This is a genomic window from Streptomyces sp. NPDC015139 (genome assembly GCF_043079785.1).
GTDB classification, from domain to species: domain Bacteria; phylum Actinomycetota; class Actinomycetes; order Streptomycetales; family Streptomycetaceae; genus Streptomyces; species Streptomyces albidocamelliae.
On the sequence record NZ_JBIBUW010000003.1, the window covers coordinates 546,914 to 573,091 of the forward strand.

Here is a 26,178-nt window from a genome sequence, read left to right on the forward strand (position 1 = left end):
TCGCTGGTCAGGGCACATCCAAACCGGCCGCGGAGTTCATGTGCGGGCTCAGCCCAGGCGCTCCACCAGCGCGCGGTACTGGTCCCACAGCTCCTTCGGCGTGTGGTCGCCGAAGGTGTTGAGGTGCTCGGGGACGAGGGCCGCCTCCTCGCGCCAGACCTCCTTGTCGACCGTGAGCAGGAAGTCCAGGTCGGTGTCGGCCAGTTCGAGGCCGTTCGTGTCGAGCGCGTCCCGCGTGGGCAGCACGCCGATCGGGGTCTCGACGCCCTCGGCCTTGCCGTCGAGGCGCTCCACGATCCACTTCAGGACACGGGAGTTCTCGCCGAAGCCGGGCCAGACGAACTTGCCCTCGTCGTTCTTGCGGAACCAGTTGACGTAGTAGATCTTCGGCAGCTTGGACTGGTCCTTGTCCTTGGCCACGTCGACCCAGTGGGCCATGTAGTCGCCCATGTTGTAGCCGCAGAACGGCAGCATGGCGAACGGGTCGCGGCGCAGCTCGCCGACCTTGCCCTCGGCCGCGGCGGTCTTCTCGGAGGCCACGTTGGCACCGAGGAAGACGCCGTGGTTCCAGTCGAAGGACTCGGTCACCAGCGGCACGGCGCTGGCGCGGCGGCCGCCGAAGAGGATCGCGGAGATCGGCACGCCCTTGGGGTCCTCCCACTCGGGCGCGATGATCGGGCACTGGGAGGCGGGGACCGTGAAGCGGGCGTTGGGGTGGGCGGCCGGAACGTCGGAGGCCGGCGTCCAGTCGTTGCCCTTCCAGTCGGTGAGGTGGGCCGGGGCCTCCTCGGTCATGCCCTCCCACCACACGTCGCCGTCGTCGGTGAGCGCGACGTTGGTGAAGACAGCGTTGCCCCACAGGGTCTTCATCGCGTTGGCGTTGGTGTGCTCGCCGGTGCCGGGCGCGACGCCGAAGAAGCCGGCCTCGGGGTTGATCGCGTAGAGGCGGCCGTCCTCGCCGAAGCGCATCCAGGCGATGTCGTCGCCGATGGTCTCCACGGTCCAGCCGGAGATCGTGGGCTCCAGCATGGCGAGGTTGGTCTTGCCGCAGGCGCTCGGGAACGCGGCGGCGACGTACTTGGACTCGCCCTGCGGCGGGGTGAGCTTGAGGATCAGCATGTGCTCGGCGAGCCAGCCCTCGTCACGCGCCATGACCGAGGCGATACGCAGCGCGTAGCACTTCTTGCCGAGCAGGGCGTTGCCGCCGTAGCCGGAGCCGTAGGACCAGATCTCGCGCGACTCGGGGAAGTGGGAGATGTACTTGGTCCGGTTGCAGGGCCACGGCACGTCCTCCTGGCCCGGCTCCAGCGGGGCGCCGAGGGTGTGGACGGCCTTGACGAAGAAGCCCTCGTCGCCCAGCTCGTCGAGGACGGCCTGGCCCATGCGCGTCATCGTGCGCATGGACACGGCGACGTAGGCGGAGTCGGTGATCTCCACGCCGATCGCGGACAGCGGGGAGCCGAGCGGGCCCATGCAGAACGGGACGACGTACATCGTGCGGCCCCGCATCGACCCCCGGAACAGGCCCTTCTCACCGGCGAAGATCTCCCGCATCTCGGCGGGGTCCTTCCAGTGGTTGGTGGGGCCCGCGTCCGCCTCCTTCTCGGAGCAGATGAAGGTCCGGTCCTCGACGCGCGCGACGTCGGTCGGGTCGGAGGCGGCGTAGTAGGAGTGCGGGCGCTTGACCGGGTCGAGCTTCTTGAAGGTGCCCTTCGCCACCAGCTCCTCGGCCAGTCGCTCGTACTCGGCCTCGGAGCCGTCGCACCAGACCACGCTGTCCGGCTGGGTCAGTTCGGCGATCTCGTTGACCCACGAGATCAGTTCCTGGTGGTTGGTGGGGACGACGGTGGGAGCCGCGATGTCGCGCGCCACGATTGCTCCTAAAAGAGGGATTTTTGTCTTGTTCGCCCCGTGGGGGCCGCGACCCGGACGCTTCGTAGCTGCTCATCCGGTGCCGACCGCACTCATTTGATCATCCGATTCTAGTGCCCATCTGTCCAGAGGGCATCACAGGTGAGCGACGTGAGGAATCCCACGGTTTCCGCGATTCTTTGCGTCCACGTTGGGTTCGACTGAAGGACTTTTTGCCTTGCGGCCTTCGACCGAGCGGCATTGACCGACGACTTACGGCGGCGTAGGTACCATGCGCCCATGACTGCGTCCGCCTCCGACGCGCCCATGGACTCGCCGGCCGCCGGCCGCGGTCCCGTCGCGCTCTCCTTGCCGCATCCGGTCAAGCCCCGCCTGCGCGGCTGGCTGCACCTCGGCATGTTCCCGGCCGTGCTCATCGCGGGCCTCGTACTCACCGCACTCGCCGACTCCTCCAGAGGCCGCATCGCCTGCGGCATCTACGTCCTGACGGCCTGTCTCCTCTTCGGCGTCAGCGCGCTGTACCACCGGGGCAACTGGAGCCCGCGGATGGACGGCGTGCTGCGGCGCCTGGACCACGCCAACATCTTCCTGATCATCGCGGGCACCTACACCCCGCTGACACTGCTGCTCCTGCCCGACAGCAAGGGCCAGTGGCTGCTGTGGGGGATCTGGGCCGCGGCGGCGGCCGGCATCGTGTTCCGGGTCTTCTGGGTCGGCGCCCCGCGCTGGCTCTACACGCCCTGCTACATCGCCATGGGCTGGGCGGCCGTCTTCTTCCTGCCCGACTTCCTCCGAACCGGCGGCATCGCCGTCCTGGTCCTGGTGATCGTCGGCGGCCTGCTCTACAGCGCCGGCGGCGTCGTCTACGGCATCAAGCGGCCGAACCCGTCACCGCGCTGGTTCGGCTTCCACGAGGTCTTCCACACCCTCACCCTCGCGGCATTCGTCGTCCACTACGTCGGCATCTCGCTGGTGGCCTACCAGCACGCGTGACCTCCCCCGCTCCCCTTCTCCGGCCACGGCCCACCAGCCGTGGCCGGACTGCTTCCCGCACCCCGGCCATGGCCGCCACCACGGCGGATGCCGGAAAATGGGCGCCATGACGGCCGCACACACCCCCACTCCCCGCGCCACTGCCCCCGCCGCCTCCCCCGCCGACGGTCCCCGCCCCGGCCTGCGCGAACGCAAGAAGATCAAGACCCGGGAGGCGATCCGCGCGGCGACGTACGCACTGGTCGAGGAGCAGGGCTACGACGCCACGACGATCGACCGGATCGCCGAGCGGGCCGAGGTGTCGCCGTCCACCGTGTTCCGCTACTTCCCGACCAAGGAGGACATCGTCCTCACGGACGAATGCGACGCGCGGCTGGCGGAGGAGATCCGGCGGCGGCCCGCCGGGGAACCCTGGCCCGACACCGTCCGCCACGTGCTGCGGCGGGCCGCCCGGCTCGGCGTCGGGGAGGACCCGCGCACGACCCGGCTGCGCACCCGGCTGATGGCCCAGGTCCCCGCCGTGCGCTCCCGCATGACGCAGAGCATGTCGGTCACCGGCCGCACCCTGTGCCGGGCCATCGGCGAGCGCACCGGCCACGACCCGGACGGCCTGGAGGTGCGCGTCCACGCCATGGCGCTGGTCGGCGCCCTGGTGGAGACCTCCCTGTACTGGGCCGAGCGCGGCCACCGGGACGACTTCACGGACCTGGTCGACCGCGCCCTGGACGTCCTGGAGCACGGCCTGCCCGGGGAAAACCGCTGAGGTCCGGGCGGTCCCGCGTGCCATCCTGACGAGGTGAACGGAACCGAGATCCACGTCGAAGTCGCCTCCGAACTCCACCTGTTCGTCCCGCAGGCCCGCCGTGCCGGTGCCACGCCCCTGGCCACGGACGGCGTCTCGACCCTCGGCCATGTCGTCGAGTCCCTCGGGGTTCCGCTCACCGAGGTCGGCACGCTCCTCGTCGACGGGCGCGAGGTGCCGACCTCGCACATCCCGAAGGCCGGCGAGCGGATCGCGGTCCGCCCGGTGGCACGCCCGCAACAGGTCCCCGGAGCCCCGCTCCGCTTCCTGCTCGACGTGCACCTCGGCACCCTGGCCCGCCGTCTGCGCCTGCTCGGCGTCGACACGGCCTACGAGTCCACCGACATCGGCGACCCCGCGCTCGCCGCCCGCTCGGCATCCGAGCGGCGGGTCATGCTCAGCCGCGACCGGGGCCTGCTGCGCCGCCGCGAGCTGTGGGCCGGCGCCTTCGTCTACAGCACCCGCCCCGACGACCAGCTCCAGGACGTCCTCGACCGCTTCGCACCCGACCTGCGCCCGTGGACCCGCTGCACCGCCTGCAACGGCACGCTGCGGCAGGCCACCAAGGAAGAGGTCGCCGACCAGCTCAAGGGCGGCACGCAACGCTCGTACGACGTCTTCGCCCAGTGCACCGCGTGCGGTCGCGCCTACTGGAAGGGCGCGCACCACGAGCAGCTCGAAGCCATCGTGGAACGCGCCCTGACCCGGTTCGGCGGCGGAACCTGACGCCCTCCGGCGCCTGACCCGCCCGCTAGCGCCTCACGTCTCCCTTCCCGCACGCGGTGCCGTCGCGGTCGCGGTCCAGGCCCAGCGGGTCGTCGCCGCCGTTGACCTTCAGCCGTCCGTAGTGGTTCTGCCGGAGCCAGCCGCAGCGGGCCGCGGCCGTCCTCCTCACCTGCGGCGGGAAGACGGTCGGCACGCACACGTTGACCGAGCCGTAGTGGCGGTCGCAGCCGGAGACGGCCGGGCCGACCTTCTGCGACGTCTTCTTCTTGCCGGGCCCGGTGACCTTGCCGGACAGCGAGTCGGCGAAGGAGTGGACGTGCGGGGAGGCCGCCTTGGCGCTCAGCGCCGCCGGACCCGTCAGGTGGACCCATTTGGCCACCGACGGCACCCCGTTGGCATCGACGGCGAAGAGCATGTACCAGCCGGGCGGCGCCAGGTTGGGGTTGTTCGTCACGTTCAGGTCGACGTTGTTGCCGCTCACCGAGAGCGGGAGGTCGACGAAGCGCTGGTTCGGGTCGGAGGAGTGGGTGACCGCGGCCGGCCGGATCAGCTCCGCCTTGGCGACGGGCCGGTCGACCGTGATCCGCTGGGTGTCGCCGTACTTCCACTCCTGGTTGATCACCGAGGTGATCGTCGGGCGGGTGCCCTTGTAGAGGTACGGCGGGGTGTAGATCGACACGTTGTGGTTCCAGGTGCCGTTGCCCGGGTTGTCGCCGGTGGCCATCACCCGGCCGTCGGGCAGCAGGAACGCCGAGGAGTGGTAGCCACGCGCCTGCGGGTCCGCGGCCACGGGGTCGAAGGTGTTGCCGCCCGGGTCGTAGATCGAGGACTCGTACACCGGGTCGGCCCGGTTGTGCAGGGCACCGCCGGTCTCCAGTACCTTGCCGTCGGGCAGCAGCACGGCGGAGACGTACATCTTGCCCTGCTTGCCGGTCTCCGCGATCTTGCCGTTGCCGAGGTCCACCGTGCCCTGCGGGAGCTGCGGGCCGGCCACGTACGCCGGGTTGGCCTGCTTGAGGTCGATCACGTCGGTCAGCCGGTTCGCGTCCGGGTTGGAGTCGATGTTGCCGCCGCCGAGGGTGAGGACCTTCTGGTCCTGCGCCGGGGGCAGCAGCACGCTCGCCGACTGGTCCCGCTCGTCCTTGTTCTGCAGGCCCGGGATCTGCGTGACGGTGTTGGCGCCGTAGTCGTAGACCGCCGACCCGGTGCCGGGGATGTTGTTGCCGAAGACGTGGCTGCCCGTGTAGAAGAGGCGCCCGTCCTGCATCAGGATCATCGCCGGGTACAGACCCCAGTACGACCAGGTCTGGTTCACCTTCCACAGCGGCTGCCACTGCTTGTCCTTGTCGGACCACAGCTCGGCGGTCACCGAACCGGTGGAGTCCTCGCGGAGCCCGCCGAAGGAGATGACGTCACCGTTGCCGAGCTCGGTGGCCGACGGGTACCAGTGCCCGTCGTTCAGGTCGTTCGTCCTGCTGTAGGTCTCCGTCTTCGGGTCGAAGACGTACGAGTCCTTGAACCCCTCGTAGCCGTGGCCGCCCGCGACCGGATAGGCCTTGTTGCCGCTCATGACGAGGACCCGCCCGTCCTGGAGCTGCACGTGCCCGGCGCAGAACATGTCCTTCGGCGTCGGGACGACCTTGTAGGTGCCCTTCGCCGGGTCGTACACCGCGGAGGTGAACGTGCCCGCGTTGAAGTTGGCCTCGCTGTTCCCGGAGCCGGCGATCAGCAGCACCTTGCCGTTGTTCAGGACGACGGAGTGCATGGAGCGGACCGGGTTCTGCGTCGGCAGGACCGACCAGCTGCCGTCGGCGCACTGGGTGCTCGTGCCGGTGCACTGGGCGGGCGGGACCACGTCCGGAACCTGGTCCATGGTGTAGTCGTCGGTGGTCGCCGAACCGGTGCCGTAGACGGAGACACCCCAGGTGATGCGGTCGGTGCCGGCCGGGACCTCGGGCGTGCGCACCGTGGCCTTCGTCCAGGCCGATGCCATGTCCAGGGTCTTGAGGTCGGTCCAGTACTGCCAGCCGGCGGTGGCGTCGTGCCGGAAGACGGTGATGTTGGCGTCCGGGGTGGTCGTCCTGTACCAGAGCCCCAGGTCGTACTGCTTGCCGACGCTCACCGCGGGCGCGCAGGCGGCGGACTCGGTGATCAGCGCCTTGCGGTCGCCCTCGGTACGCCGGGTCAGCGTCACCTTCATCGCCTTGGTGCCCAAGTGCGCGTCGGCGACGGTCTGGAAGGTGAAGTCGTTGTCGCCCCACCCCGACTTCTCCCAGCAGGCCGGCATGTCGTCGGTGCCGGCGGTCTCGAAGCCGGGGTTCTGGACGAGGTTGGCGGCCTCGGCGTGCTGCGGCGAGGTGAGGATCAGGCCGGCGGTCAGGGCACCTACCCCGGCCAGCGCGGTCCGTCTGCGGCGGGTGTTCACACGGCTCTCCCAGCGGTCGTACGGGCCCCGCGGCGGCGCGGGATGTACACCAGCGCTTCGGTCCCCACGAAGCGCAGAACGAAGGTCAGGACCAGCGCGAGCGCGGTGGCGGGGAGCGCGCCCAGGTGGAACCGGTGGACGAGCAGCGTGATCAGCGGGATGCGCAGCACCAGGTCGGCGTTGGCGAGCAGCGCGAACCGGCCGAGCCGGTCCCACCAGCGTCGGTGCGCACGCCGGTCGCGGAACAGCAGGTGCTCGATGAGCAGGAAGTTCCAGGCGACGCCGAGCTGGTTGGCGAGGATCTCGGCGGGCACGTAGTGCATGTGGAGGGCGGTCAGAGCCCACAGGCCGGCCAGGTTCGGCACGAAGCCGCTCGCGCCGATCAGCCCGAAGCCGACCATGCGCGCGAGGGGCGAGGCGGTGCGCAGCCCGGCCAGGTGGCGCAGGAAGCGCAGGCCCTCCTTGGCGGAGGACTTGGACTCGCCCGCGAACCGGTCCTCGAAGACGAAGGGCACCTCGGCCACCTGGCGGGGGCGGCTGCGCACGGCCAGTTCGAGGAGGATCTTGTAGCCGAGGGGTCTGAGGACGTCGGCGGTGACGGCGCTGCGCCGGATGGCGAAGAAGCCGCTCATCGGGTCGCTGATGCCGTGCAGCCGGCGTGGGAAGAGCGCCTTCGTCAGCCAGGTCGCGCCGCGCGAGACGGCCACCCGGTAGCTGCCGGCGAGTCCGGCCCGGCTGCCGCCGTCGATGTACCGGGAGGCGACGACGAGTCCGGCGTTCGCCCGTTCGCCGGTGGCGACCAGTTCCGGTACCAGGGACGGCGGGTGCTGGCAGTCGCCGTCCATGACGACGATCCACTCCGAGGTCGCCGCCTTCAGCCCCTCGACGACCGCTCCGCCGAGCCCGCCGACGGGTTCGTCGCGGTGCAGCACGGCCACCGGGAACGGGCAGTCCTGGGCGGCCTGGCGGATCACCTCGGGGGTGTCGTCGGTGGAGTCGTCCACGAAGAGCACCTCACAGGGCAGCCGGGCGGGCACCGACTCGGTGATCAGGCGGAGCAACTGCCGGACGTTCGCCGACTCGTTGTAGGTCGGTACGACGATGGTGACGGCGCCGGGCTCGGGGACCTCGGCGGCGTCGATCCCGGGGACGGGTGCGGTGTACTCGTGGCTGCTGCTCATCGTGCGCCTCCCGCGGCGGCCGTCCCGATCCGCCGGATCTCGATGCGGTCGGGTCCGGTGCCGAAGGTGGCGACCGGTGTCGAATGCCGGATGGCGGCGCGGACGTTGGGCAGGTCCTGGGCGTCCCGGCGGACCGTCGGCGAGGCGACGACGTAGTCGAGGTCCCGCCAGCCGTGCGGCATGGTCCTGGTGACCGCCGGGTCGAGGTCCGCCTTGTAGAACCAGATCGCGCCGAGCCCGGGCCGGTACCCGGCGTGGACCAGGTCCAGCCACAGGGCGTCGTCGACGAGGACCCGGGTGTCCTCGGGGTCCGCGACCCGGGTGGAGAGCCAGTGGGACGCCTGGCGGTAGGGCTTGTTGGCGTCGGCGGTGACGGCGGTGCGGTCGCCGTCGTACCAGTGGGGTACGACGTAGGCGCCGGCGGCGAGCGCGAGGGCGGCGGCGAGCGCGTACCGGCCGCCGGTGACGTGGCGCCCCTCGGCGGCGGAGCGGCGACGGCGCAGCACCGCGTGGGCGACGGAGGCGGTGCCGCCCGCGAGGACCAGAGCGAGGAAGGGCAGTGCCCCGATGACGTACATGGCGGGCAGGTAGCCGCCCGGCCGCATGGCCACGGCGGCCAGCACGACGACCGTCAGGGCCGGGCCGGCCAGGGCGCGGGCGGTGACCGACCAGCGCCAGGTGACGATCAGCAGGAGCGCGCCCGCGAGGCCGCCGATCGGCAGGACGCGGTCGTAGTACAGCCAGGAGTGCAGGACGCCGTACGAGCCGGAGTCCGGGTCGAGGATGAAGCCGGAACCGGGCCGGGACATCTGGTACTTGATGCCGTCCCACAGCGACACGTGCCCGGCGCCGGGGAACAGTTCGCCCTTGAGCAGGGCGAACAGCGGATAGGAGAGGCCGATCAGGACGCAGGCGGTGACGGCGCCGGTGAGGGCGAACTTGCGGGTGTCACGGTGGCTGTGCCGCCACATGGTGACGAACAGGGCGGGCAGGACGACGAGCATCGTCTCCTTGGTGAGCACGCCCGCCGCCGCGGCGAGACCCGCGCCGAAGTGGTGCCACAGGTGGCGGCTGGGCGAGGCGGCGAGGCAGAACGCCAGCAGCAGCCACATCACGGCGATGTTGTCGAGGAAGATCTCCCGCTGGAGCACGACCGCGAGCGGGGAGAGGCCGAAGAGGGCCATGGCGAGTCCGGCGGCCCAGCGGGGCAGGGCGAGCCGGCGGCCGAGGACGTAGACGAGGACCGCGCTGACGGCGCTGATCACGAGCATGGTGATCCGCATGGTGCCGACGTTCATCGAGCCGGGGCTGATCGCCGACGGGATCCAGCCGAGCAGGGCTATCTGGACCCAGCCGAGCGGCGGGTGGTCGTACCAGTAGGTGTAGTGGGCGAGGCCCTTGCCCTGCTGGACGGCCCAGGCTTGGGCGAGGTAGGTGCCCTCGTCGTCGCTGAGGGTCGGGTAGTCGGCGATGTTCCAGCCCTGGACGACGAGGATCGCCAGGAGCAGCACACCGCACAGGAGGAGGTCGGGGCGCGAGGAGCGGAGCCGCCGCGGTGGGCCGGTGCGGCCGGCCGGGCCCGTTTCCGGCACAGGTGGGTGCTGCGCGGGGACCTTCGAGGCGGTCACCGCGGGGAGGGTGGAGGTCACGCGGGAACGTCCTCTCGGATCGGTTCGGCCGCGGTGAGGTGCGCGCCGACGTGCGTGGTCAACTCCCAGTCGTTGCGTCCGCGTTGCTCGCGCCATACGGCGCGGATCGCGGCTCCGGCGAGGAGGACCTGGTAGAACGGGCCGCCCACGATGAGCTTCACGTAGTGGACGAGGCGGACGCGCAGGCCGTACTGCTTGCCGAAGTCGTGCAGTCCGACCACCTCGAAGACGAAGGTGACGGCGGCGGTGACCAGCGGCAGGAAGGTGAGGAAGGCGACGCCGACGGGCACGTCGAGGAAGAGCGCGACGGCCGCGTTGAGCGGGATGATCACGCCGGAGAAGGCCTGCAGGAACGGTGTCATCAGGGTGTACCGGGCGAGCAGCCGCTGCCGCAGGGCGGGCAGTTGCTTCCAGTCCTTCTTCCGGTACACCTGGAGGAAGCCCTGGTTCCAGCGGGTGCGCTGCTTCAGCAGCGACATCAGCGAGCCGGGCGTCTCCTCGCGGGTGACCATGTCGGAGTCGTAGGCGACGACGACCTTCTTGCCGACGCTGGACAGGCGCACGCCCAGGTCGCAGTCCTCGGCGAGGCAGTCGGGGTCCCAGCCGTCCGCTTCCCTGAGGACGTCGGTCCTCACGAAGACGGTGTTCCCGCCGAGCGGGATGAACCCCTTCTGCGCGTGCAGGTGCAGCCGGGAGCGGAACCAGAAGAAGTACTCCAGGCAGTTGCGCAGGCTGTACCAGCTGGAGTGGAAGTTGATGAGCTGCACGCCGCCCTGGACGACGTCCGCCCGCGTCGTGCGGAACGCGTGGTCGACGTGGGCGAGCAGTTCCGGGTGGACCTGGTCCTCGGCGTCGAAGACCCCGACGACGTCGCCGCGGCAGTGCGGCAGCGCCGTGTTCATGGCCTTCGGCTTGTTCTTCTTCTCGTGGGTGTCGACGACGACGCGGACGCGCGGGTCGCGGGCGGCGGCCCGCTCGGCGACGGCGGCGGTCTCGGGGTCGTCGTGCCCGACGATCACGATGATCTCGAAGTCGGTGTGCGTGGACTCCAGCAGCCGCTGGATGGTGTGGTCGAGCACGGCCTGCTCGTGCCGGGCCGGCAGGAGCAGGGAGAACGACAGGTGTTCGTCCCCGTCCGGTCTGCCGAACCGGGTGGACGCGAGCACTTCGGGCGTGCGCCACGCGTGCATCTGCCACCACAGGGTGAAGGCCGCCATCCAGAACAAGGCCAGCGAGACGGCAGCGATGAAGACAGACGTCAGCAAAAAGATCCCCCCAGATCCCCAAAACCCCCTGAGCGCACGGCGGTTCGCTTCACCCGCCGTGCCGCTGTGGAGAGACTAGGGGGGTTCTGTGAAATGCGGGCACTGTTCCGATAAATAGCGTGTTTCGGAACGGTGGTGCGATTAACGGGGCCTATCCGAACACCCGCTCAAATCAGGCATCCCACAGGCCCCGCTCGCTCCGCAGGTCAGTGACCCAGTGCCGTGCGCAGCCGCCCCCGGTCGGTGGTGGGGGCGTCACACGTGAAATTACGGCAGACGTACGCCGCCGGTTCACCGGACATCAGCGGACGGTCCGCGAGCAGCGGGAACTCGTCGCTGTCCGGGGTGCCGACGGCGACGACGGCACCGGGCGCGGTGCCCAGCAGGGCGGTCATGTGCAGGGCGGCCGTCCGTTCGTCGTCCAGCGCCGGGCCGACGATCGCCACCTCGCGGGGCCCGTCGAGCAGCGCCTCCGCGGCGGCCAGACCCCAGCCGATGAAGCGGGGAACGCGCGGCCCGAGGGTCTTGACGACGCCCAACGCCCTCTCGGCGGCGGTCCGGTGGGACTCGGAGCCGGTGTGCGCCGCGTAGCCCAGCAGGGCGGCGGCCGCGGCGGTCCAGCCGGAGGGGGCGGCGTTGTCGGTGGGGTCCTGGGGCCGGCGGATGAGCCGCTCGGCGTCGGAGGCCGTGTCGTAGAGGGCGCCGTCCTCGGGGTCGGTGAAGCGGGCGAGCACATGGTCGAGGAGCAGTCCGGCGAAGTCGAGCCAGACGCCCTCGCCGGTGACGGAGGCGAGCGCGAGGAAGCCCTCGGCGACGTCGGCGTAGTCCTCCAGGACACCGGCGTTGGGGCCGACGCGGCCGTCCTTGCTGGTCCGGGCGAGGCGGGCGTGTTCGTCCAGGTGGACGCGGACGAGCAGGTCGGCGGCGCCGAGGGCGGCCTCGACCAGGTCGGGCCGGTCGAAGTAGGCGCCGGTCTCGGCGAGCGCGGCGATCGCGAGGCCGTTCCAGGCGGCGACGACCTTGTCGTCCCGGCCCGGTGCCGGCCGTTCGGCCCGCACCGCCAGCAGCCGGCTCCTGACGGAGGTGACCTTCTCGGCGTCGAAGACGCCTTCGGTCTGCGGGAGTTGCAGGACGGACAGGCCGTGCTCGAAGGTGCCTTCGTCGGTCACCCCGAAGTACTGGGCGGCGAGGTCGCCGTCGGTGTCCCCGAGGGTGGCGCGCAGCTGCTCGGGCGTCCAGACGTAGTAGGCGCCCTCGACGTGCCGGCCCGTGCCGTCGTCGCTGTCGGCGTCGAGCGCGGAGGCGAAACCGCCCTCGTCCGTCCGCAGTTCGCGCACCAGGAAGTCGGCGGTCTCCACCGCGACCCGCCGGGCGAGGTCGGAGCCGGTGGCCCGCCACAGGTGCGCGTACACCCGGCACAGGAGGGCGTTGTCGTACAGCATCTTCTCGAAGTGCGGCACCACCCAGTCCCGGTCGACGGAGTAGCGGGCGAAGCCGCCGCCGAGCTGGTCGTAGAGGCCGCCGCGGGCCATGCGCTCGCAGGTGTCCGCCGCCATCTGCAGGGCTCCCTCGGCGCCGGTGCGCGCGTGGTGGCGCAGCAGGAACTCCAGGACCATGGACGGCGGGAACTTGGGCGCGCCGGCGAATCCGCCGCGCTGCGGGTCGTACTCGCGGGTGAGGCCGAGCAGCGCCTGCGCGAGTTCCTGCTCGCCGGGCGGCCGGGTGCCCTGGTGGCTGAGCTCGCGCTGGGTGAGGTCGCGCACGATCTTCCCGGCGACCTCGCTGACCTCGTCGTGCCGGGTGGTCCACGCCTGCTGGACGCCCTCCAGCACCTGCCGGAACGAGGGCATCCCGTGGCGGGGGGCGGGCGGGAAGTAGGTGCCGAAGTAGAACGGCTCGGCGTCCGGGGTGAGGAACACGGTCATCGGCCAGCCGCCCTGCCCGGTGGCCGCCTGGACGGCCTCCATGTAGACGGCGTCGACGTCGGGGCGCTCCTCGCGGTCCACCTTGACGCTGACGAAGTGCTCGTTGAGGTAGTCGGCGGTGGCCCGGTCCTCGAAGGACTCGTGCGCCATGACGTGACACCAGTGGCAGCTGCTGTAACCGACGCTCAGCAGTACGGGTTTGCCGGTCCTGCGGGCCTCGTCGAAGGCCTCGGCCGACCAGGGCCACCAGTCGACGGGGTTGTCGGCGTGCTGGAGCAGATACGGGGACGTCTCATGGGCCAGTCGGTTCACCGTTCCACTCTCCCACGGGCTCCGGCACCGCGTAGAAACGCACCAGCACCGGGCGCGCCTCCTGCGGCGCCTCCTCGCGCGGGTGGCCGTACCGGTCGAGCAGGGCGCGGTAGTCCCGCATGAAGGCGAGCAGGTCCTCCCTGGTCATCCAGGTGCCGTGGCGCTGCACCTGGGCCCAGCCCTCGGGGCCGCGGTACTCCTCGTGCGCACGGCGGTACAGGGCCGTGTCGAACTCGATCTTGAGGTGGGCGAGACGGGCGGCGGCCGCGTACTCCTCCGGGGACATCCCGGCGGGGTCGGGCGTGGTGTGGCTGAACGGCAGCGCCCGCCACCAGCGCTCGCGGCCGGCGGACTTCTCCGGGATCTCCTCGATGAGCCGCTGCTCGGCGAGTTTGCGCAGGTGGTAGCTGGTGGTGCCGGAGCTCTCGCCGAGTTCGCGGGCGAGCACGGTGGAGTTCGCCTCGCCGTGCCGGCCCAGGTATTCGAGGATGCGGCGGCGCAGCGGGTTGCCGAGCGACTTGTAGAGAGCGGTGCGCTCCAGGCTGGTCATCTCGGGCAGGCCGTCGGTCATGCGGCCACGGTAACCCTGAGGACCCTGAGTCGTCCCCGCCGTCTGCCGAGATTTCTTTGCAGAATTTTCTCTGCGGTCTAGTGTGGGAGACGCAACGTGCGAAAGCGGAGTGCGCGAAGACGGAAGACGACATGACGGGGGCCGTGGTGAAGACGTTCGAGGTGCCGCTCAAACGGTGGACACTGATCCTGCTCGCGGTGGGCGCCGCCCTGCTCGTGCCCTGGACGGTGGTGCTCGCCCTGACTCTCCCGGCGAGCACGGAGGTCCGCCACTGGTCGCTGGCCTGGATCGGGCTCGACGCCCTCATGACGGCGGGCTGCGCCACGACGGCCCTGCTCGGCCTCCGCACCGACCCCCGCGCCCGCCTCACCGCCTCGGCCACGGCGGCCGTCGCGGTGCTGGACGCCTGGTTCGACATCACGACGGCCCCGTCCGGCGGCGACCTCGCGCAGGCCCTCGCGTGCGCCGTGGCGGAGGCGAGCCTGGCGGCGGCGTGCGTGGCGCTGGCGCTGTCGGAGCCGCGAAAGCCGCCCGCCCGTGAGGGAGTTGGCACCAAACCCTCACCCTCCCCCTGATCACCGCCCCCTCGCGTTCCCGCTCCGCCCGAAGGACACTCGTACGCGAAGGAGTTGCCGCCGGAGGGGGACGGGACATGCGGGACGACCATCGGGCGGAAGCCGAACGGCTGCTGGCGCGGGCCGTGGAGGAGGAAGTACGGCGCTCGGGCGGCCGGATCGACGGTCAGCTGCTGCTGTCGCGGGCCCGCGGCGGACTCGACGCGATGGCGGGGACGGCCGGCGAGGAGTACGAGGCCTACACCCGGGCGCTGGACGAGGCGGAGGCGGGCCGGCTGACCTTCGGCCAGCGGTACGCCCGCGCGGGCGCCGGAACCGCCCTCATGGTGGCGGCCGTTGCCGCGGTCGCCGCCGCGGTGGCCGACCTGACCCTCGGCACCGGCACCGGGACGGCCGTCGGCGCCGGTGCGATCGCCGCAGTGGTGGGCGCCGCGGCCACGGTGGTGAAGGTGGCCGGCTCCCATGTACCGGCCGCCCATCACCGAGCGGGCGCGGCCGGCCAGCCCGGCGGGCCGGAGCAGCTGCGGTTGCAGTGGCTGACCGCGCTGGAGGTGCGGGGCATCCGCCCGTTCCTCGACCAGCAGCGGGTGATCAGCGCCTCCACCGGCCCGAAGAAGACGGCCGGCCCCGCGCTGCGCGGCGCGGACAAGAGCGCGGCGGCCCGCAGGCGTACGGTCCTGGAGCAGTCGTTCGGTCATCTGCCGCAGCCGGACGGCCCGTTCGCGGGACGCCGGCCGGAACTGGGCCGGATCAGGCAGTGGGCGCAGGCGGCCCGGGCGGCCACCGAGACCCGGCCGACGGTGGTCGTGCTGCACGGCGAGCCCGGTTCGGGCCGGACGACGCTCGCCGTGCGCGCGGCGCACGATCTGCGGGACCACTTCCGGGGCGCGGTGGTCGTCGACCTGCGCGGCGGCGGGCGGGAGGCGCCGCTGTCCACCCGGGACGCCCTGCTGCACCTGCTCAACCGGCTGGGCGCGCCCCGCGAGCAGTTGCTGTTCCGGGAGCGTTCCTCCCTCGACCAGCAGGTCAAGCGACTCGGCGAGCTGTACCACCAGCATCTGGCGGGCCTGCCGGTGACGATCGTGCTGGACGACGCCTCCGATCCGGAGCAGGTGCGGGCACTGGTGCCGGAGCGGTCCGACAGCCTGGTGCTCGTCACCGCGCGGACGGCCCTGGACCTCCCGGCGGACCTGCCGGCCTGGGTGCACCGGCTCGCGGTGGCGCCGCTGGACGCGGCGGGCGCCGAGGACCTGCTGAGCACCGCCGCCGAGGACGCGTCGGGCCCGTACGACGCGGAGTCCGCCGACGAGGTGCGCGCGCTGTGCGGGGGCCTGCCGCTGGCGCTGCGGATCGCCGGATCGGCGCTCGGCCCGCGCTCGCCCCGGCAACTGGCCACGGACCTGGGCGCGTACGGGCCGGTGGCGCCGGTGGAGCGTGCCCTGTGGCTGCGCTACACCGACCAGCCGGAGCCGGCGCGCCGGCTGCTGCGCCGGCTCGCTCTCGCGGGGCGGGCCTCGCTCGGCGCGGCGGCCGCCGCCTCCCTGCTCGCCACGGACGAGGCGGAGGCCACCCGGCATCTGGCGGCGCTCGCGCGGGCCGGGCTGATCGACCATGTGCGCGGCAGCCGCTACCGGCTGCACGACCTGGTACGCGCCTTCGCGCTCGCCCGGCTGGCGGACGAGGAGGACCCGGCCGAGCGCGCGGCGGCGCAGGAGCGGCTGATCGTGAACTACGCGGAGCTGGCCGACTCGGTGCTGCGTCTCGTCGACGGCAACATGTCGACGCGCTCCAACCAGTTCGGCTCGCACGGCTTCCCCTCGCTCGACGAGGCGCTGCGCTGGCTGGACGACGAGTCCAGTTTCATCACGGCGGCCCTGCGCCACGCGGAGGGCGTGAACCAGGCGGCCGTGCTGAACCTGCTCGGCGCGCTGTGCGACTACTGCCTGCTGCGCGGCGACCTGTACCGGCTGGGCGAGATCAGCGAGCTGACGCAGGCCGTGGACGAGGGGCTGCTGGTGCGGTCGGTGCAGTGGCGCACGGGCATCGCTGCCCGGCAGCTGGGCGAACTGGACAAGGCGCGCACGACGCTGGCCTCGGTCGTGGACCTGTACCGGGAGGCGCACCACGACGCGGGTGCCGCCCGCGCCCTGACGTCCCTCGGGATCACCCTGCACCACCAGGGCAACCTGACCGAGGCGGCGGCCAGGCTGCGGGAGTCGCTGGCTCTTCAGGCGGCGCCGGAGCTGGCGACGGACCGGGCGTGGACGATGCACGCGCTCGCCGCGGTCGAGCGGGACCGTGCCCGGCTGGCGGAGGCGCTGGACCTGCTCACCGGTTCCCTGGTCCTGCACCACGACGGCGGCTCGGTGCACGGCGAGGCCTGGGCGCACTTCCAGCTCGGCCAGCTGGCGCTGCGGATGGGCGACGTGCCGCGCGCGGAGACGGAGCTGCGGGCCGCCCTGGAGCGGTACGGCCGCACCCAGGACGCCCGCGGGGAGGCCTGGGCGCTCACCCAGCTGGCGCGGGCCCGGCTCGTGGACGGCGACGCCTCGCCCGCCGTGGACGACCTCCGGCAGGCCGCCGCCCGGCACCGGGAGAACGAGGACGCGCGCGGCGAGGCATGGACGCTGTACTACCTGGGGCAGGCGCTGGAGGAGACCGGGGACCTGGACCAGGCGGTGCGCGAGCTGGAGCGGTCCCGCACGATGTTCTCCCGGATGCGGGACGTCTACGGCCTGGCGTGCGCCCGGCACCACTCGGCCCGGGTCACCCGGGACCAGCGGGCGGTGCAGACCGGTTCGCTGCGCAACTCCGGCTTCGCCCGGCAGCTGCTCGTGGACGCACGGGCCGACTTCCAGCGCATCCAGGTCGCCCACGGCGAGGCCTGGACCTGCCTGGAGCTGGCGGTGGTGGACGCGGGCAACGCACGTACCCGGCAGGCGCTGGACCTGTGCGACGAGGCCCTCGCCCTGTTCGCGTCCTACGGGGACCGGCGCGGCGAGGACTGGGCCCGTTTCCTGCGCTGCACCCTGCTGCCGTACGCGGCGCCGGGCGGGGTGGAGGTGGGCACGGCGGTCGCCCAGGAGGAGCTGGCCGAGCTGGCCCGCGCCACGCATCCGCTGCGCGACGAGAAACTGGCCGAGTACGTCTCGGCGTACGCCCTGCCGCTGGAGCGGGGCGTCCAGCTGGAGGCGGGCTGGCAGGCCTGGCGCCTGGGCATGACCCCGAACCGGCACGCCCGGGAGGTGATGGGGGTCCCGGTACCGGCGCCCCGGTGACCGGGCGGCGCCGGCGCGGGCGGCTGCCCGGCTCTAGGCGAACGGCGACGTACCGGTCCGGTGGTGCCGGACCGGTCGTGTGCGACGCCTCAGTTCTGGCGCGGCTTCGCCCCGCCGACGGCCTCGGCCTCGGCGGCCTCCGCGGTCTCCTCGCCGGAGGGGTCCGCCTCCTTGAAGTCGACCTTCCGCATGTGCTTGCTCATCGACTTCATCAGGCCCCACACGGCCAGGGCCATCACCGCGAACACGATGAAACCGAGGACGCCGGGGGTGACCTTGTTCTCGTCGACCTCCTTGGCGAGGGGGACGAGGTGCGTCACTGCCAGGCTCACGCTTGCGCTCATGTCAGGCATTGTCCCGGATGCCCGCGAAGAGGTCGTCCTCGGGGAGGGAGGTGTCCACGAGGGATTTAGCCAGCTCGTACTCCTCGGTGGGCCAGACCTCCTTCTGGAGCTCCAGTGGCACCCTGAACCAGCCGCCGTCGGGGTCGATCTGCGTGGCGTGGGCGATCAGCGCCTTGTCGCGGATCTCGTAGAAGTCGGCGCACGGGACGTGCGTGGTCAGGGTCCGCTCCTTGCGCTCGAACTCGCTCCAGCGCTTGAGCCAGTCCCCGTACGGCGACTCCAGTCCGCGGTCGAGCATCGCCTGGTGGAGGGCCTCGGTGCGGGGACGGTTGAAGCCCTGGTTGTAGTAGAGCTTGAGCGGCTGGTAGGCGGGGCCGTACTCGGCCTCCGGGTACTTCTCGGTGTCCGCCGCGCCCTCGAACGCCACCATGGAGATCTTGTGGGTCATGATGTGGTCGGGGTGCGGGTAACCGCCGTTCTCGTCGTAGGTGGTGATCACCTGCGGACGGAAGGAACGGATCTTCCTGACCAGCTCGCCGGCCGCCTTGTCGACGTCCTCCAGGGCGAAGCAGCCCTCGGGCAGCGGCGGCAGCGGGTCACCCTCGGGCAGACCCGAGTCGACGAAGCCGAGCCACTCCTGCTTGACGCCGAGGATCTCCCGGGCCTCGCCCATCTCCTTCTTGCGTACCTCGTGGATGTGCTCCTCGATGTACTTGTCCCCCTGCAGCTTGGGATTGAGGATGGACCCGCGCTCTCCGCCGGTGCAGGTCACCACCAGCACGTCCACCCCCTCGTACACGTACTTCGCCATGGTGGCCGCACCCTTGCTCGACTCGTCGTCGGGGTGCGCGTGAACGGCCATCAGTCGCAACTGGTCAGTCAAGACTCAATCCTCGGTAAGTCGGCGCCCCCGCGTCCTGGGGTGCGATCGGCGGCTTCTATAGTGACCGAATCGGGGGGCGAAAAATTCCGGGGTCCGCCCTGGAGCCCCTTTCGGGACGTACGTCCCGCTCCTGCCGAGAGGACGATCATGAGCACGGCGAGCACGCGGCTGCCCGAGGGACGCTACGGCCGCTCCTCGGACGCGCGCGCCGACCGCAGGCTCAAGGTCGCGGGGACGGCGCTCGGCGCGGCCCTGCTCGCCCTGATCGGCTACTTCGCGTACCACTACGTGGCGCAGAGCGACATCAGCGCCCAGGTGATCACCTTCCAGGCCTCGGACGACGCCGTCAAGGTGCATCTGGAGGTGCACAAGGACGCGGGGAGCGCGGGCTACTGCACCCTGCGCTCACAGGGTGCCGACGGCGCCGAGGTGGGACGGGCGGACTTCCGGTTCACGGGCTCGGCCACGCGGATCGACAAGGTCGTCACGCTCCGTACGACCGCGAAGGGGATGACGGCCGAGTTGCTCGGCTGTCACGCCGGCTGAGGCCCGGACACTCCCCGCATCACCCGGAATACGAACACGCTGACCTGCGTTGTTGTGATTCTGATGGCTTATGTCCTCCCCCTTCCGGCGTTGAATTGTTAGGCTCGTGGTTTCGCCCATCCAAGAGGGAACATTCTTCTGGGTAGGGCGATGCTTTGTATTCCCTGTACCGACGAGGAGCACCCTGTGACCCAGACCAGCGAGAACGTCACCTGGCTGACCCAGGAGGCGTACAACAAGCTCAAGGACGAGCTTGCGTACCTTACTGGTCCTGCGCGCACGGAGATCGCCGCCAAGATCGCGGCCGCGCGCGAGGAGGGCGACCTGCGCGAGAACGGTGGGTACCACGCGGCCAAGGAGGAGCAGGGCAAGCAGGAGCTGCGCGTGCGCCAGCTCACCCAGCTTCTCGAGAATGCCCAGGTCGGCGAGGCCCCCGCGTCCACGGACGGTGCGGTCGCACCCGGCATGCTCGTCACGATCGCCTTCGACGGCGACGAGGACGACACCACGACGTTCCTGCTCGCCTCCCGCGAGTACGCGAGCGCCGACATCGAGACGTACTCCCCGCAGTCCCCGCTCGGCGCGGGCGTGATCGGCCACAAGGTGGGCGAGGACGCGGAGTACGAGCTGCCGAACGGCAAGAAGGCCTCGGTGCGCATCCTGAAGGCCGAGCCGTACTCCGGCTGACCAGGCCCCCTACCGACTTCGAGGCCCCCGGCGTCCGGACGACGCCGGGGGCTTCCTCATGCCCTCACGCGGTGGCGGAGCGGTACTTGCGGACCGCCAGGGTGCGGAAGGCCACGATGATCAGTATCGAGTAGAGCAGCGACGCCCAGACCGGGTGCTGCATGGGCCAGGCGCCGGAGGTGGACTGGCCCGGGTTGGCGAAGAGCACACGGCAGGCCTGCACCGTGGCACTGAACGGGTTCCACTCGGCGATGTGGCGCAGCCACGGGGTCATGTTCGAGGTGTCCACGAACGCATTGGAGATGAAGGTCACCGGGAACAGCCAGATCAGCCCGCCGGAGGTGGCCGCCTCCGGGGTGCGCACGGACAGGCCGATCAGGGCGCCGATCCAGGTGAAGGCGTATCCGAGCAGGAGCAGCAGACCGAAGGCGCCGAGGACCTTGCCCGCGTTGGTCTCGCCGTTGGATCCCACACGCCAGCCGACCAGCAGCGCCACGACCGCGAGGACGAGCAGGGTGAGCGCCGTCTGCACCAGGTCGGCGAGGGTACGGCCGGTCAGCACCGCACCGCGCGCCATGGGCAGGGAGCGGAAGCGGTCGATGAGGCCCTTGTGCATGTCGTCGGCGATGCCGGCGCCGGAGCTCGCGGTGGCGAAGGTGACGGTCTGCGCGAAGATGCCGGCCATCAGGAAGTTGGTGTAGTCGTTCGCGCTGGTGCTGGTGCCGATCTTCATGGAGCCGCCGAACACATAGGTGAACAGCACCACGAACATGATCGGCTGGATCAGCCCGAAGATGACCATCTCGGGGATGCGGGACATCCGGATCAGGTTGCGCTTGGCGACGATCAACGAGTCCCGGACGGACCGGCCGATGGGGTTGCCGGGCGCCGCCGCGGGCACGGCGTCGGTCAGGGCACTCATTTCACGGCCTCCTTGCCGTTGTCCGCGTCCCGCTCGCCGGCCTCGGCGACATGCCCCGTCAGGGACAGGAAGACGTCGTCGAGGGTCGGGCGGCGCAGCCCGATGTCGTCTATCTCGATCCCGCGGGTGTCCAGCTCCCGGATGACCTCGGCGAGCAGCTTGGCGCCGCCGGTGACGGGGACGGTGAGCCTGCGGGTGTGCTCCTCGACGGTGGTGTCGCCCTTGCCGAAGCCGCGCAGCACCTCCTCGGCGGTCGCGATGTGGTCGCGCTCGTGCACGACGACCTCGACGCGCTCGCCGCCGGTGCGCGCCTTGAGCTGGTCGGAGGTGCCGGTGGCGATGACCCGGCCGTGGTCGACCACCGCGATGTCGTGCGCGAGGTGGTCGGCCTCCTCCAGGTACTGGGTGGTCAGCAGCAGCGTCGTGCCACCGGAGACGAGCTGCTTGATGACCTCCCACAGCTGCTGGCGGTTGCGCGGGTCGAGACCGGTGGTCGGCTCGTCCATGAACATCACCGGCGGCGAGACCACCAGGGCCGCGGCGAGGTCGAGGCGGCGGCGCATGCCGCCCGAGTAGGTCTTGGCGGGGCGGTCGGCCGCGTCGGCGAGGTTGAACTGCTCCAGCAGCTCCGCCGCGCGCGCCTTCGCCGCCTTGGCCCTCATCTGGTAGAGCTGCCCGACCATCTGCAGGTTCTCCCGGCCGGTCAGGTACTCGTCGACCGCCGCGAACTGGCCGGACAGGCCGATGGACCGGCGTACGGCGTCGGGATGTCGCAGCACGTCCACACCCGCGACGACGGCCCGGCCGCTGTCGGGGCGCAGCAGGGTCGTGAGGCAGCGGACGGCGGTCGTCTTGCCGGCGCCGTTCGGCCCGAGCAGGCCGAGGACGGTTCCTTCTGGCACATCGAGGTCTACGCCGTCCAGTGCCTTTACGTCGCCGAAGGTCTTCACCAGGCCTTCGGCATAGATGGCGCCTGGCATGTCTGTCTCCACGTCGTCGGGGATCGTTCAGGAAGGCTAGATCTGCGCGCTCGGTACCGCCCGCCTTTTTCCGCTGCGGGCGGTCGGCCGGACGGTCACGCGACACACCGTAACGCGATGTATCGCGTCTCTCAAGAGTGTCCGGCCGAGTGCGACTCGGACGAGTGAAGCCCCGCGTGCCGGACCGGCCCGGCCTCAGTCGATGACCGTGTAACCCGCGTCCCGCAGGGCCTGGCCGACCTCGACGCAGTGCGCCGGGCCCTTCGTCTCGAGGTGCAGCTCCACCTCCGCCTCCGTGAGCCCGAGCCGGGGATCGGTCCGTACGTGGCTCACGTCGAGGACATTAGCGTCGACCACTGACAACGCCCCGAGAAGCGTCGCGAGAGCGCCCGGCCGGTCCGTCAGACGGAGCCGAACGGCCAGGTAGCGGCCCTGCGCGGACATGCCGTGCCGCAGCACGCGCTGCATCAGCAGCGGATCGACGTTGCCGCCGGAGAGCACCGCGACGACCGGGCCCTCGAAGCCGTCCGGCGCCGCCAGCAGCGCCGCGACGGGGGCGGCCCCGGCCGGTTCCACGACCAGCTTGGCCCGCTCCAGGCACAGCAGCAGCGCGGCCGACAGCTGGTCCTCGCTGACCGTGCGCACCTCGTCCACGAGCTCGCCGACGATCCCGAACGGCACCTCGCCGGGGCGGCCCACCTTGATGCCGTCGGCCATCGTCGCCGGGCTGTCGAGCGAGACCGGGCGGCCGGCGGCGAGCGAGGGCGGGTAGCAGGCGGCCCCCTCGGCCTGCACGCCGACGATCCGGACGTCGGGCCGCAGGGCCTTCACGGCCACCGCGATGCCGGCCGCGAGCCCGCCGCCGCCGACGCCCACGACGACCGTGCGCACCTCCGGGCACTGCTCCAGGATCTCCAGGCCGACCGTGCCCTGACCGGCGATGATGTCCGGGTGGTCGAAGGGGTGGATGAACACCGCGCCGGTCTCGGCCGCGTACTCCTCGGCGGCTGCCAGGGTCTCGTCGACCACCTGGCCGTGCAGGCGCACCTCGGCGCCGTACTCCCGGGTCGCGCTCACCTTCGGCAGTGGGGCGCCCTGCGGCATGAACACGGTGGCGTGCACGCCCAGCAGCGAGGAGGCCAGGGCCACGCCCTGCGCGTGGTTGCCGGCGCTCGCCGCCACCACTCCGGCCGCCCGCTCCTCGGGCAGCAGCCCGGCGATGCGCACGTAGGCGCCGCGCAGCTTGAACGAACCGGTCCGCTGGAGGTTCTCGCACTTGAGGTGCACCGGCGCCCCGACCAGCTGGGACAGATGCCGGCTGCCCTCCATCGCGGTCGCCCGGGCCACGCCCGAGAGCATCTTCTGGGCTCCCCGCACGTCGTCGAGGGTCACGCAGCGCAAGGATCCGGCCGTGCCGTAGCTCATGACTCCAGCATCGCAGTTCACAGTCGCGCACGACGGGTGTGACCAAGCTCCGAGACCGGTTTGCGCAGCGCCGGTACGGTCCGGCGCCGGGCCGCGTACCCTGTCCCCCATCCCAGCAGCCTTCATGAAGCGAGCCTCCGGCCATGCCCACAACACCTGAAATGTCGATGGACATGACGACCGTCGGTGACACCGGTCTTCTCGACACCCTCCAGCACGAGGTGGCGGTGTTCGCCCGCCGTGCCGAACAGACCCGGCTCGGCGGCGTCGGGCAGGTGCGCAACTCCATGGACCGCGCCGCCTACCTGCTGCTCAACCGCCTCGACAAAGAAGGCCCGATGGGCGTCAAGGCGCTCGCCGCGAGCATGGGCATCGACTCCTCCACGGTCACCCGTCAGGTGGCTCCGCTGGTCGACACCGGACTCGTCAAGCGCACCTCGCACCCGGAGGACGGGCGCGCGGTGGTGCTCCAGCTGTCCCCGCGCGGCGCGACCCGGCTGGAGGAGGTGCGCTCGTCCAGGCGTCAGCTCATGGCCGAGTTGACACACGACTGGGCGCCGGAGGAGCGCGAGCAGTTCTGCACGCTCCTCACCCGCTTCAACACCGCCCTCTCCGCGCGGATGGCGGTGCAGGGAGTCCCCTCGGCGGATCAGCCGCCGGCCTCCTGAGCCCGCGAAGGGCCCCCTCCGGTACCGGTGGGGTCCGGACCCTTGACCTCCGGCCGCCGCTGGCCTCATATGAGACCGGGTCCTGCGTCGTACGCGCTTCGCGTGTCCCGTACCGGACAGGGCCCCTGCAGGGGGAGGCGCGGTGCGTGATCGGCAGGTGTCCCGCGATGCGCGGCGGGCCCGCGAGTTCGAGGCGTTCGTCGCGGGCGCTGCGGGGCGTCTGCTGCACACCGCCACGCTGCTCACCGCGGAGGCCCCGGACACCAACCCGCGCGCGCGGCGGCTGCTGACCCTGGCCCTCGCCCACGTCTACGCCCGCTGGGACCGACTGCGCGGCGAGGATCCGTACGACTGCGCCCGCCAGTACCTGGCCACGCGCTTCGCGCGCGCAACCTGGCACCAGTACGTCGCCCCCGCCCGCGCCCGGCGGCCGGATCCGGGCAACCCGCTCGCCGCCCTCGCACCGCAGGAGCGGCTGATCCTGGTGCTGCGGCTCTACGAGGGGGTCGCCGAGGAACAGGTGGCGGCCCTGCTCGGACTGCCCATGGAACGGGTGCACACCATCTGCGACCGCGCGACGTCCGCCGTGCTGCATCCGGTCGGACGGTCCGCCGCGCGCGCGGTGGGGACGAAGGCGGCGGCGTCGTGAGGCGCGGGCGCACCGGCGGGAGAGGCCGGTGAACCGGGCCGAGCGGGAGAGCACCGCGCGTCGGATCATGGAGCGGCTGCCGGCACCGGTGCCGCCGGACGTGCACGCGGACGCGGTGCGCCGCGGCGAGCGCCTGCTGCGGCGCAGACGGCTCGCGCGCCGGGTGCTGTGGCTGCTGGCGTGCGCCGCGGTCGTGGCCTTCACCGTGTGGGCGGTGGACGCGCACCCGTGGGTGGAGCCGCCGTCCGAGACGACTCCACCGATCACCGGCTGGTGATCCGGGTTCTCGCTAGCCGAGGGCCTGCTGGAGGTCCTCCAGCAGGTCGTCGGCGTTCTCGATGCCCACGGACAGGCGCACCAGGTCGCCGGGGACCTCGAGCAGGGAGCCGGCCACGGAGGCGTGCGTCATCCGGCCGGGGTGCTCGATCAGGGACTCGACCCCGCCGAGCGACTCGCCGAGGGTGAACACCTTCGCCCGGTTGCACACCTCGACCGCGGCCTCCTCGCCGCCCTCCACGCGGAAGGACACCATGCCGCCGAAGGCCTTCATCTGCTTGGCGGCGACCTCGTGGCCGGGGTGCTCGGGCAGGCCCGGGTAGAGCACGCTGGTCACGCGCGCGTGCCGGGTCAGCATGTCGGCGATCTTCGTGGCGTTCTCGCTGTGCCGGTCCATGCGCACGGCGAGGGTCTTGGTGCCGCGCAGCACCAGCCAGGAGTCGAAGGGGCCGGCGACGGCGCCCATCGCGTTCTGGTGGTAGGCCAGTTCGTCGCCGAGCGCCTGGTCGGAGACGATCAGCGCACCGCCGACGACGTCCGAGTGGCCGCCCATGTACTTGGTCAGGGAGTGCACGACGACGTCCGCGCCGAGCGCCAGCGGCTGCTGGAGGTAGGGCGTGGCGAAGGTGTTGTCGACGACGAGCTTCGCGCCGGCGGCGTGCGCGACCTGAGCGACGGCGGCGATGTCGGTGATGCCGAGCAGCGGGTTGGAGGGGGTCTCCACCCAGACGGCCTTGGTCCGCGGGGTGAGCGCGGCCCGGACGGCGGCCGGGTCGCTGGTGTCGGCGACCGACCACTCCACGCCCCAGCGGGTGGCGACCTTGGCGAACAGGCGGAAGGTGCCGCCGTAGGCGTCGTTCGGGATGACCACGTGGTCGCCGGGGGTGAGCAGCGTGCGCAGCAGGGTGTCCTCGGCCGCGAGGCCGGACGCGAAGGCGAGGCCGCGGCGGCCGCCCTCCAGCGCGGCGAGGTTCTCTTCGAGGGCGGTGCGGGTCGGGTTGGCGCTGCGGCTGTACTCGTAGCCGCCGCGCAGCCCGCCGACGCCGTCCTGCTTGTAGGTCGAGACCTGGTAGATCGGCGGGACGACCGCGCCGGTGAGGGGATCCGCGGTGTTGCCCGCGTGGATCGCGAGGGTCTCGAAGTGCTGACTGATGTGCCTGTCGCTCATGTGCACCGAGCGTAGTGCGCTTGGCCGGATGCTGACGGACACCCGGCTCCGCCGGG

At 71.6% G+C, this 26,178-nt stretch carries 23 protein-coding genes; 10 read left to right on the forward strand and 13 right to left on the reverse strand.

Annotated elements, in window-relative coordinates:
* Positions 1 to 48: 48 nt before the first annotated feature.
* Positions 49 to 1,872: a phosphoenolpyruvate carboxykinase (GTP) gene (locus ACF08B_RS11240; protein ID WP_392317089.1), complete on the reverse strand. Its 1,824-nt coding sequence runs from the start codon at positions 1,870 to 1,872 to the stop codon at positions 49 to 51.
* Between the two features lie 279 nt (positions 1,873 to 2,151).
* Between ACF08B_RS11240 and ACF08B_RS11245 the strand changes: the two genes are divergently transcribed.
* From ACF08B_RS11245 to ACF08B_RS11255, 3 genes are all read left to right on the forward strand, one after another.
* On the forward strand, positions 2,152 to 2,865 hold the full coding sequence (locus ACF08B_RS11245; RefSeq protein ID WP_392317090.1) for a hemolysin III family protein: 714 nt from the start codon (positions 2,152 to 2,154) through the stop codon (positions 2,863 to 2,865).
* 106 nt (positions 2,866 to 2,971) lie between these two features.
* Positions 2,972 to 3,628 carry a TetR/AcrR family transcriptional regulator gene (locus tag ACF08B_RS11250; protein ID WP_392317091.1) on the forward strand — a complete coding sequence of 219 codons (657 nt, stop codon included), beginning with the start codon at positions 2,972 to 2,974 and terminating at the stop codon, positions 3,626 to 3,628.
* 33 nt (positions 3,629 to 3,661) lie between these two features.
* Positions 3,662 to 4,393, forward strand: a complete 732-nt coding sequence (locus ACF08B_RS11255) for a Mut7-C RNAse domain-containing protein (protein ID WP_392317092.1) — start codon at positions 3,662 to 3,664, stop codon at positions 4,391 to 4,393.
* 25 nt (positions 4,394 to 4,418) lie between these two features.
* Here the strand turns inward: ACF08B_RS11255 and ACF08B_RS11260 are convergent, their stop codons facing one another.
* From ACF08B_RS11260 to ACF08B_RS11285, 6 genes are all read right to left on the reverse strand, one after another.
* On the reverse strand, positions 4,419 to 6,818 hold the full coding sequence (locus ACF08B_RS11260) for a galactose oxidase-like domain-containing protein (RefSeq protein ID WP_392317093.1): 2,400 nt from the start codon (positions 6,816 to 6,818) through the stop codon (positions 4,419 to 4,421).
* Positions 6,815 to 7,999, reverse strand: a complete 1,185-nt coding sequence (locus ACF08B_RS11265; RefSeq protein ID WP_392317094.1) for a glycosyltransferase — start codon at positions 7,997 to 7,999, stop codon at positions 6,815 to 6,817. Before ACF08B_RS11265 ends, ACF08B_RS11260 begins: the two co-directional genes overlap by 4 nt.
* The gene (locus ACF08B_RS11270; protein ID WP_392317095.1) at positions 7,996 to 9,648 is read right to left on the reverse strand and encodes an ArnT family glycosyltransferase; all 1,653 of its coding nucleotides are present in this window, start codon (positions 9,646 to 9,648) and stop codon (positions 7,996 to 7,998) included. Before ACF08B_RS11270 ends, ACF08B_RS11265 begins: the two co-directional genes overlap by 4 nt.
* Positions 9,645 to 10,913, reverse strand: a complete 1,269-nt coding sequence (locus ACF08B_RS11275; protein WP_392317096.1) for a glycosyltransferase — start codon at positions 10,911 to 10,913, stop codon at positions 9,645 to 9,647. The genes ACF08B_RS11270 and ACF08B_RS11275 overlap by 4 nt, the downstream gene beginning before the upstream one ends.
* A 206-nt stretch (positions 10,914 to 11,119) precedes the next feature.
* The gene (locus ACF08B_RS11280; protein WP_392317097.1) at positions 11,120 to 13,150 is read right to left on the reverse strand and encodes a thioredoxin domain-containing protein; all 2,031 of its coding nucleotides are present in this window, start codon (positions 13,148 to 13,150) and stop codon (positions 11,120 to 11,122) included.
* Positions 13,131 to 13,721 carry a helix-turn-helix domain-containing protein gene (locus tag ACF08B_RS11285; protein ID WP_176985596.1) on the reverse strand — a complete coding sequence of 197 codons (591 nt, stop codon included), beginning with the start codon at positions 13,719 to 13,721 and terminating at the stop codon, positions 13,131 to 13,133. The genes ACF08B_RS11280 and ACF08B_RS11285 overlap by 20 nt, the downstream gene beginning before the upstream one ends.
* 131 nt (positions 13,722 to 13,852) lie before the next feature.
* Between ACF08B_RS11285 and ACF08B_RS11290 the strand changes: the two genes are divergently transcribed.
* The gene (locus tag ACF08B_RS11290; protein ID WP_392317098.1) at positions 13,853 to 14,296 is read left to right on the forward strand and encodes a hypothetical protein; all 444 of its coding nucleotides are present in this window, start codon (positions 13,853 to 13,855) and stop codon (positions 14,294 to 14,296) included.
* Positions 14,297 to 14,373: 77 nt separating this feature from the next.
* Positions 14,374 to 17,574: a tetratricopeptide repeat protein gene (locus tag ACF08B_RS11295; protein ID WP_392317099.1), complete on the forward strand. Its 3,201-nt coding sequence runs from the start codon at positions 14,374 to 14,376 to the stop codon at positions 17,572 to 17,574.
* An 89-nt stretch (positions 17,575 to 17,663) separates the two neighbouring features.
* Here ACF08B_RS11295 and ACF08B_RS11300 read toward each other — a convergent pair whose 3' ends face one another.
* Positions 17,664 to 17,927 (reverse strand): hypothetical protein, encoded by a 264-nt coding sequence (locus ACF08B_RS11300; RefSeq protein WP_392317100.1) that lies wholly within the window; start codon positions 17,925 to 17,927, stop codon positions 17,664 to 17,666.
* Complete coding sequence (gene mca / locus ACF08B_RS11305; RefSeq protein WP_392317101.1) at positions 17,920 to 18,801, reverse strand: mycothiol conjugate amidase Mca; 882 nt, start codon at positions 18,799 to 18,801, stop codon at positions 17,920 to 17,922. Before mca ends, ACF08B_RS11300 begins: the two co-directional genes overlap by 8 nt.
* A gap of 147 nt (positions 18,802 to 18,948) precedes the next feature.
* On the opposite strand from mca, the gene ACF08B_RS11310 reads away from it, so the two are divergent.
* Together ACF08B_RS11310 and greA are read left to right on the forward strand one after the other, a co-directional pair.
* Positions 18,949 to 19,347: a DUF4307 domain-containing protein gene (locus ACF08B_RS11310; protein ID WP_392317102.1), complete on the forward strand. Its 399-nt coding sequence runs from the start codon at positions 18,949 to 18,951 to the stop codon at positions 19,345 to 19,347.
* Positions 19,348 to 19,533: 186 nt separating this feature from the next.
* Positions 19,534 to 20,034 carry a transcription elongation factor GreA gene (gene greA, locus ACF08B_RS11315; protein ID WP_093475149.1) on the forward strand — a complete coding sequence of 167 codons (501 nt, stop codon included), beginning with the start codon at positions 19,534 to 19,536 and terminating at the stop codon, positions 20,032 to 20,034.
* Between the two features lie 64 nt (positions 20,035 to 20,098).
* On the opposite strand, the gene ACF08B_RS11320 is transcribed toward greA, so the two are convergent.
* From ACF08B_RS11320 to ilvA, 3 genes are all read right to left on the reverse strand, one after another.
* Positions 20,099 to 20,956 carry an ABC transporter permease gene (locus ACF08B_RS11320; protein WP_093475150.1) on the reverse strand — a complete coding sequence of 286 codons (858 nt, stop codon included), beginning with the start codon at positions 20,954 to 20,956 and terminating at the stop codon, positions 20,099 to 20,101.
* Positions 20,953 to 21,936: an ATP-binding cassette domain-containing protein gene (locus ACF08B_RS11325; RefSeq protein ID WP_392317103.1), complete on the reverse strand. Its 984-nt coding sequence runs from the start codon at positions 21,934 to 21,936 to the stop codon at positions 20,953 to 20,955. Before ACF08B_RS11325 ends, ACF08B_RS11320 begins: the two co-directional genes overlap by 4 nt.
* A 195-nt stretch (positions 21,937 to 22,131) precedes the next feature.
* Positions 22,132 to 23,361 (reverse strand): threonine ammonia-lyase, encoded by a 1,230-nt coding sequence (ilvA, locus tag ACF08B_RS11330; protein ID WP_392317104.1) that lies wholly within the window; start codon positions 23,359 to 23,361, stop codon positions 22,132 to 22,134.
* A gap of 161 nt (positions 23,362 to 23,522) precedes the next feature.
* Between ilvA and ACF08B_RS11335 the strand changes: the two genes are divergently transcribed.
* The 3 genes from ACF08B_RS11335 to ACF08B_RS11345 all read left to right on the forward strand — a co-directional run bounded on the left by ACF08B_RS11335 (position 23,523) and on the right by ACF08B_RS11345 (position 24,955).
* Positions 23,523 to 24,029: a MarR family winged helix-turn-helix transcriptional regulator gene (locus ACF08B_RS11335; protein WP_176985933.1), complete on the forward strand. Its 507-nt coding sequence runs from the start codon at positions 23,523 to 23,525 to the stop codon at positions 24,027 to 24,029.
* Positions 24,030 to 24,171: 142 nt separating this feature from the next.
* A complete protein-coding gene (locus ACF08B_RS11340; protein WP_392317105.1) occupies positions 24,172 to 24,678 on the forward strand; it encodes a sigma factor-like helix-turn-helix DNA-binding protein in 507 nt (168 codons plus the stop codon).
* 28 nt (positions 24,679 to 24,706) lie between these two features.
* Complete coding sequence (locus ACF08B_RS11345) at positions 24,707 to 24,955, forward strand: hypothetical protein (protein WP_093475156.1); 249 nt, start codon at positions 24,707 to 24,709, stop codon at positions 24,953 to 24,955.
* A gap of 12 nt (positions 24,956 to 24,967) precedes the next feature.
* On the opposite strand, the gene ACF08B_RS11350 is transcribed toward ACF08B_RS11345, so the two are convergent.
* Positions 24,968 to 26,122, reverse strand: coding sequence for a cystathionine gamma-synthase (locus tag ACF08B_RS11350; RefSeq protein ID WP_093475158.1), 1,155 nt, complete (start codon positions 26,120 to 26,122; stop codon positions 24,968 to 24,970).
* Between the last annotated feature and the right edge of the window lie 56 nt (positions 26,123 to 26,178).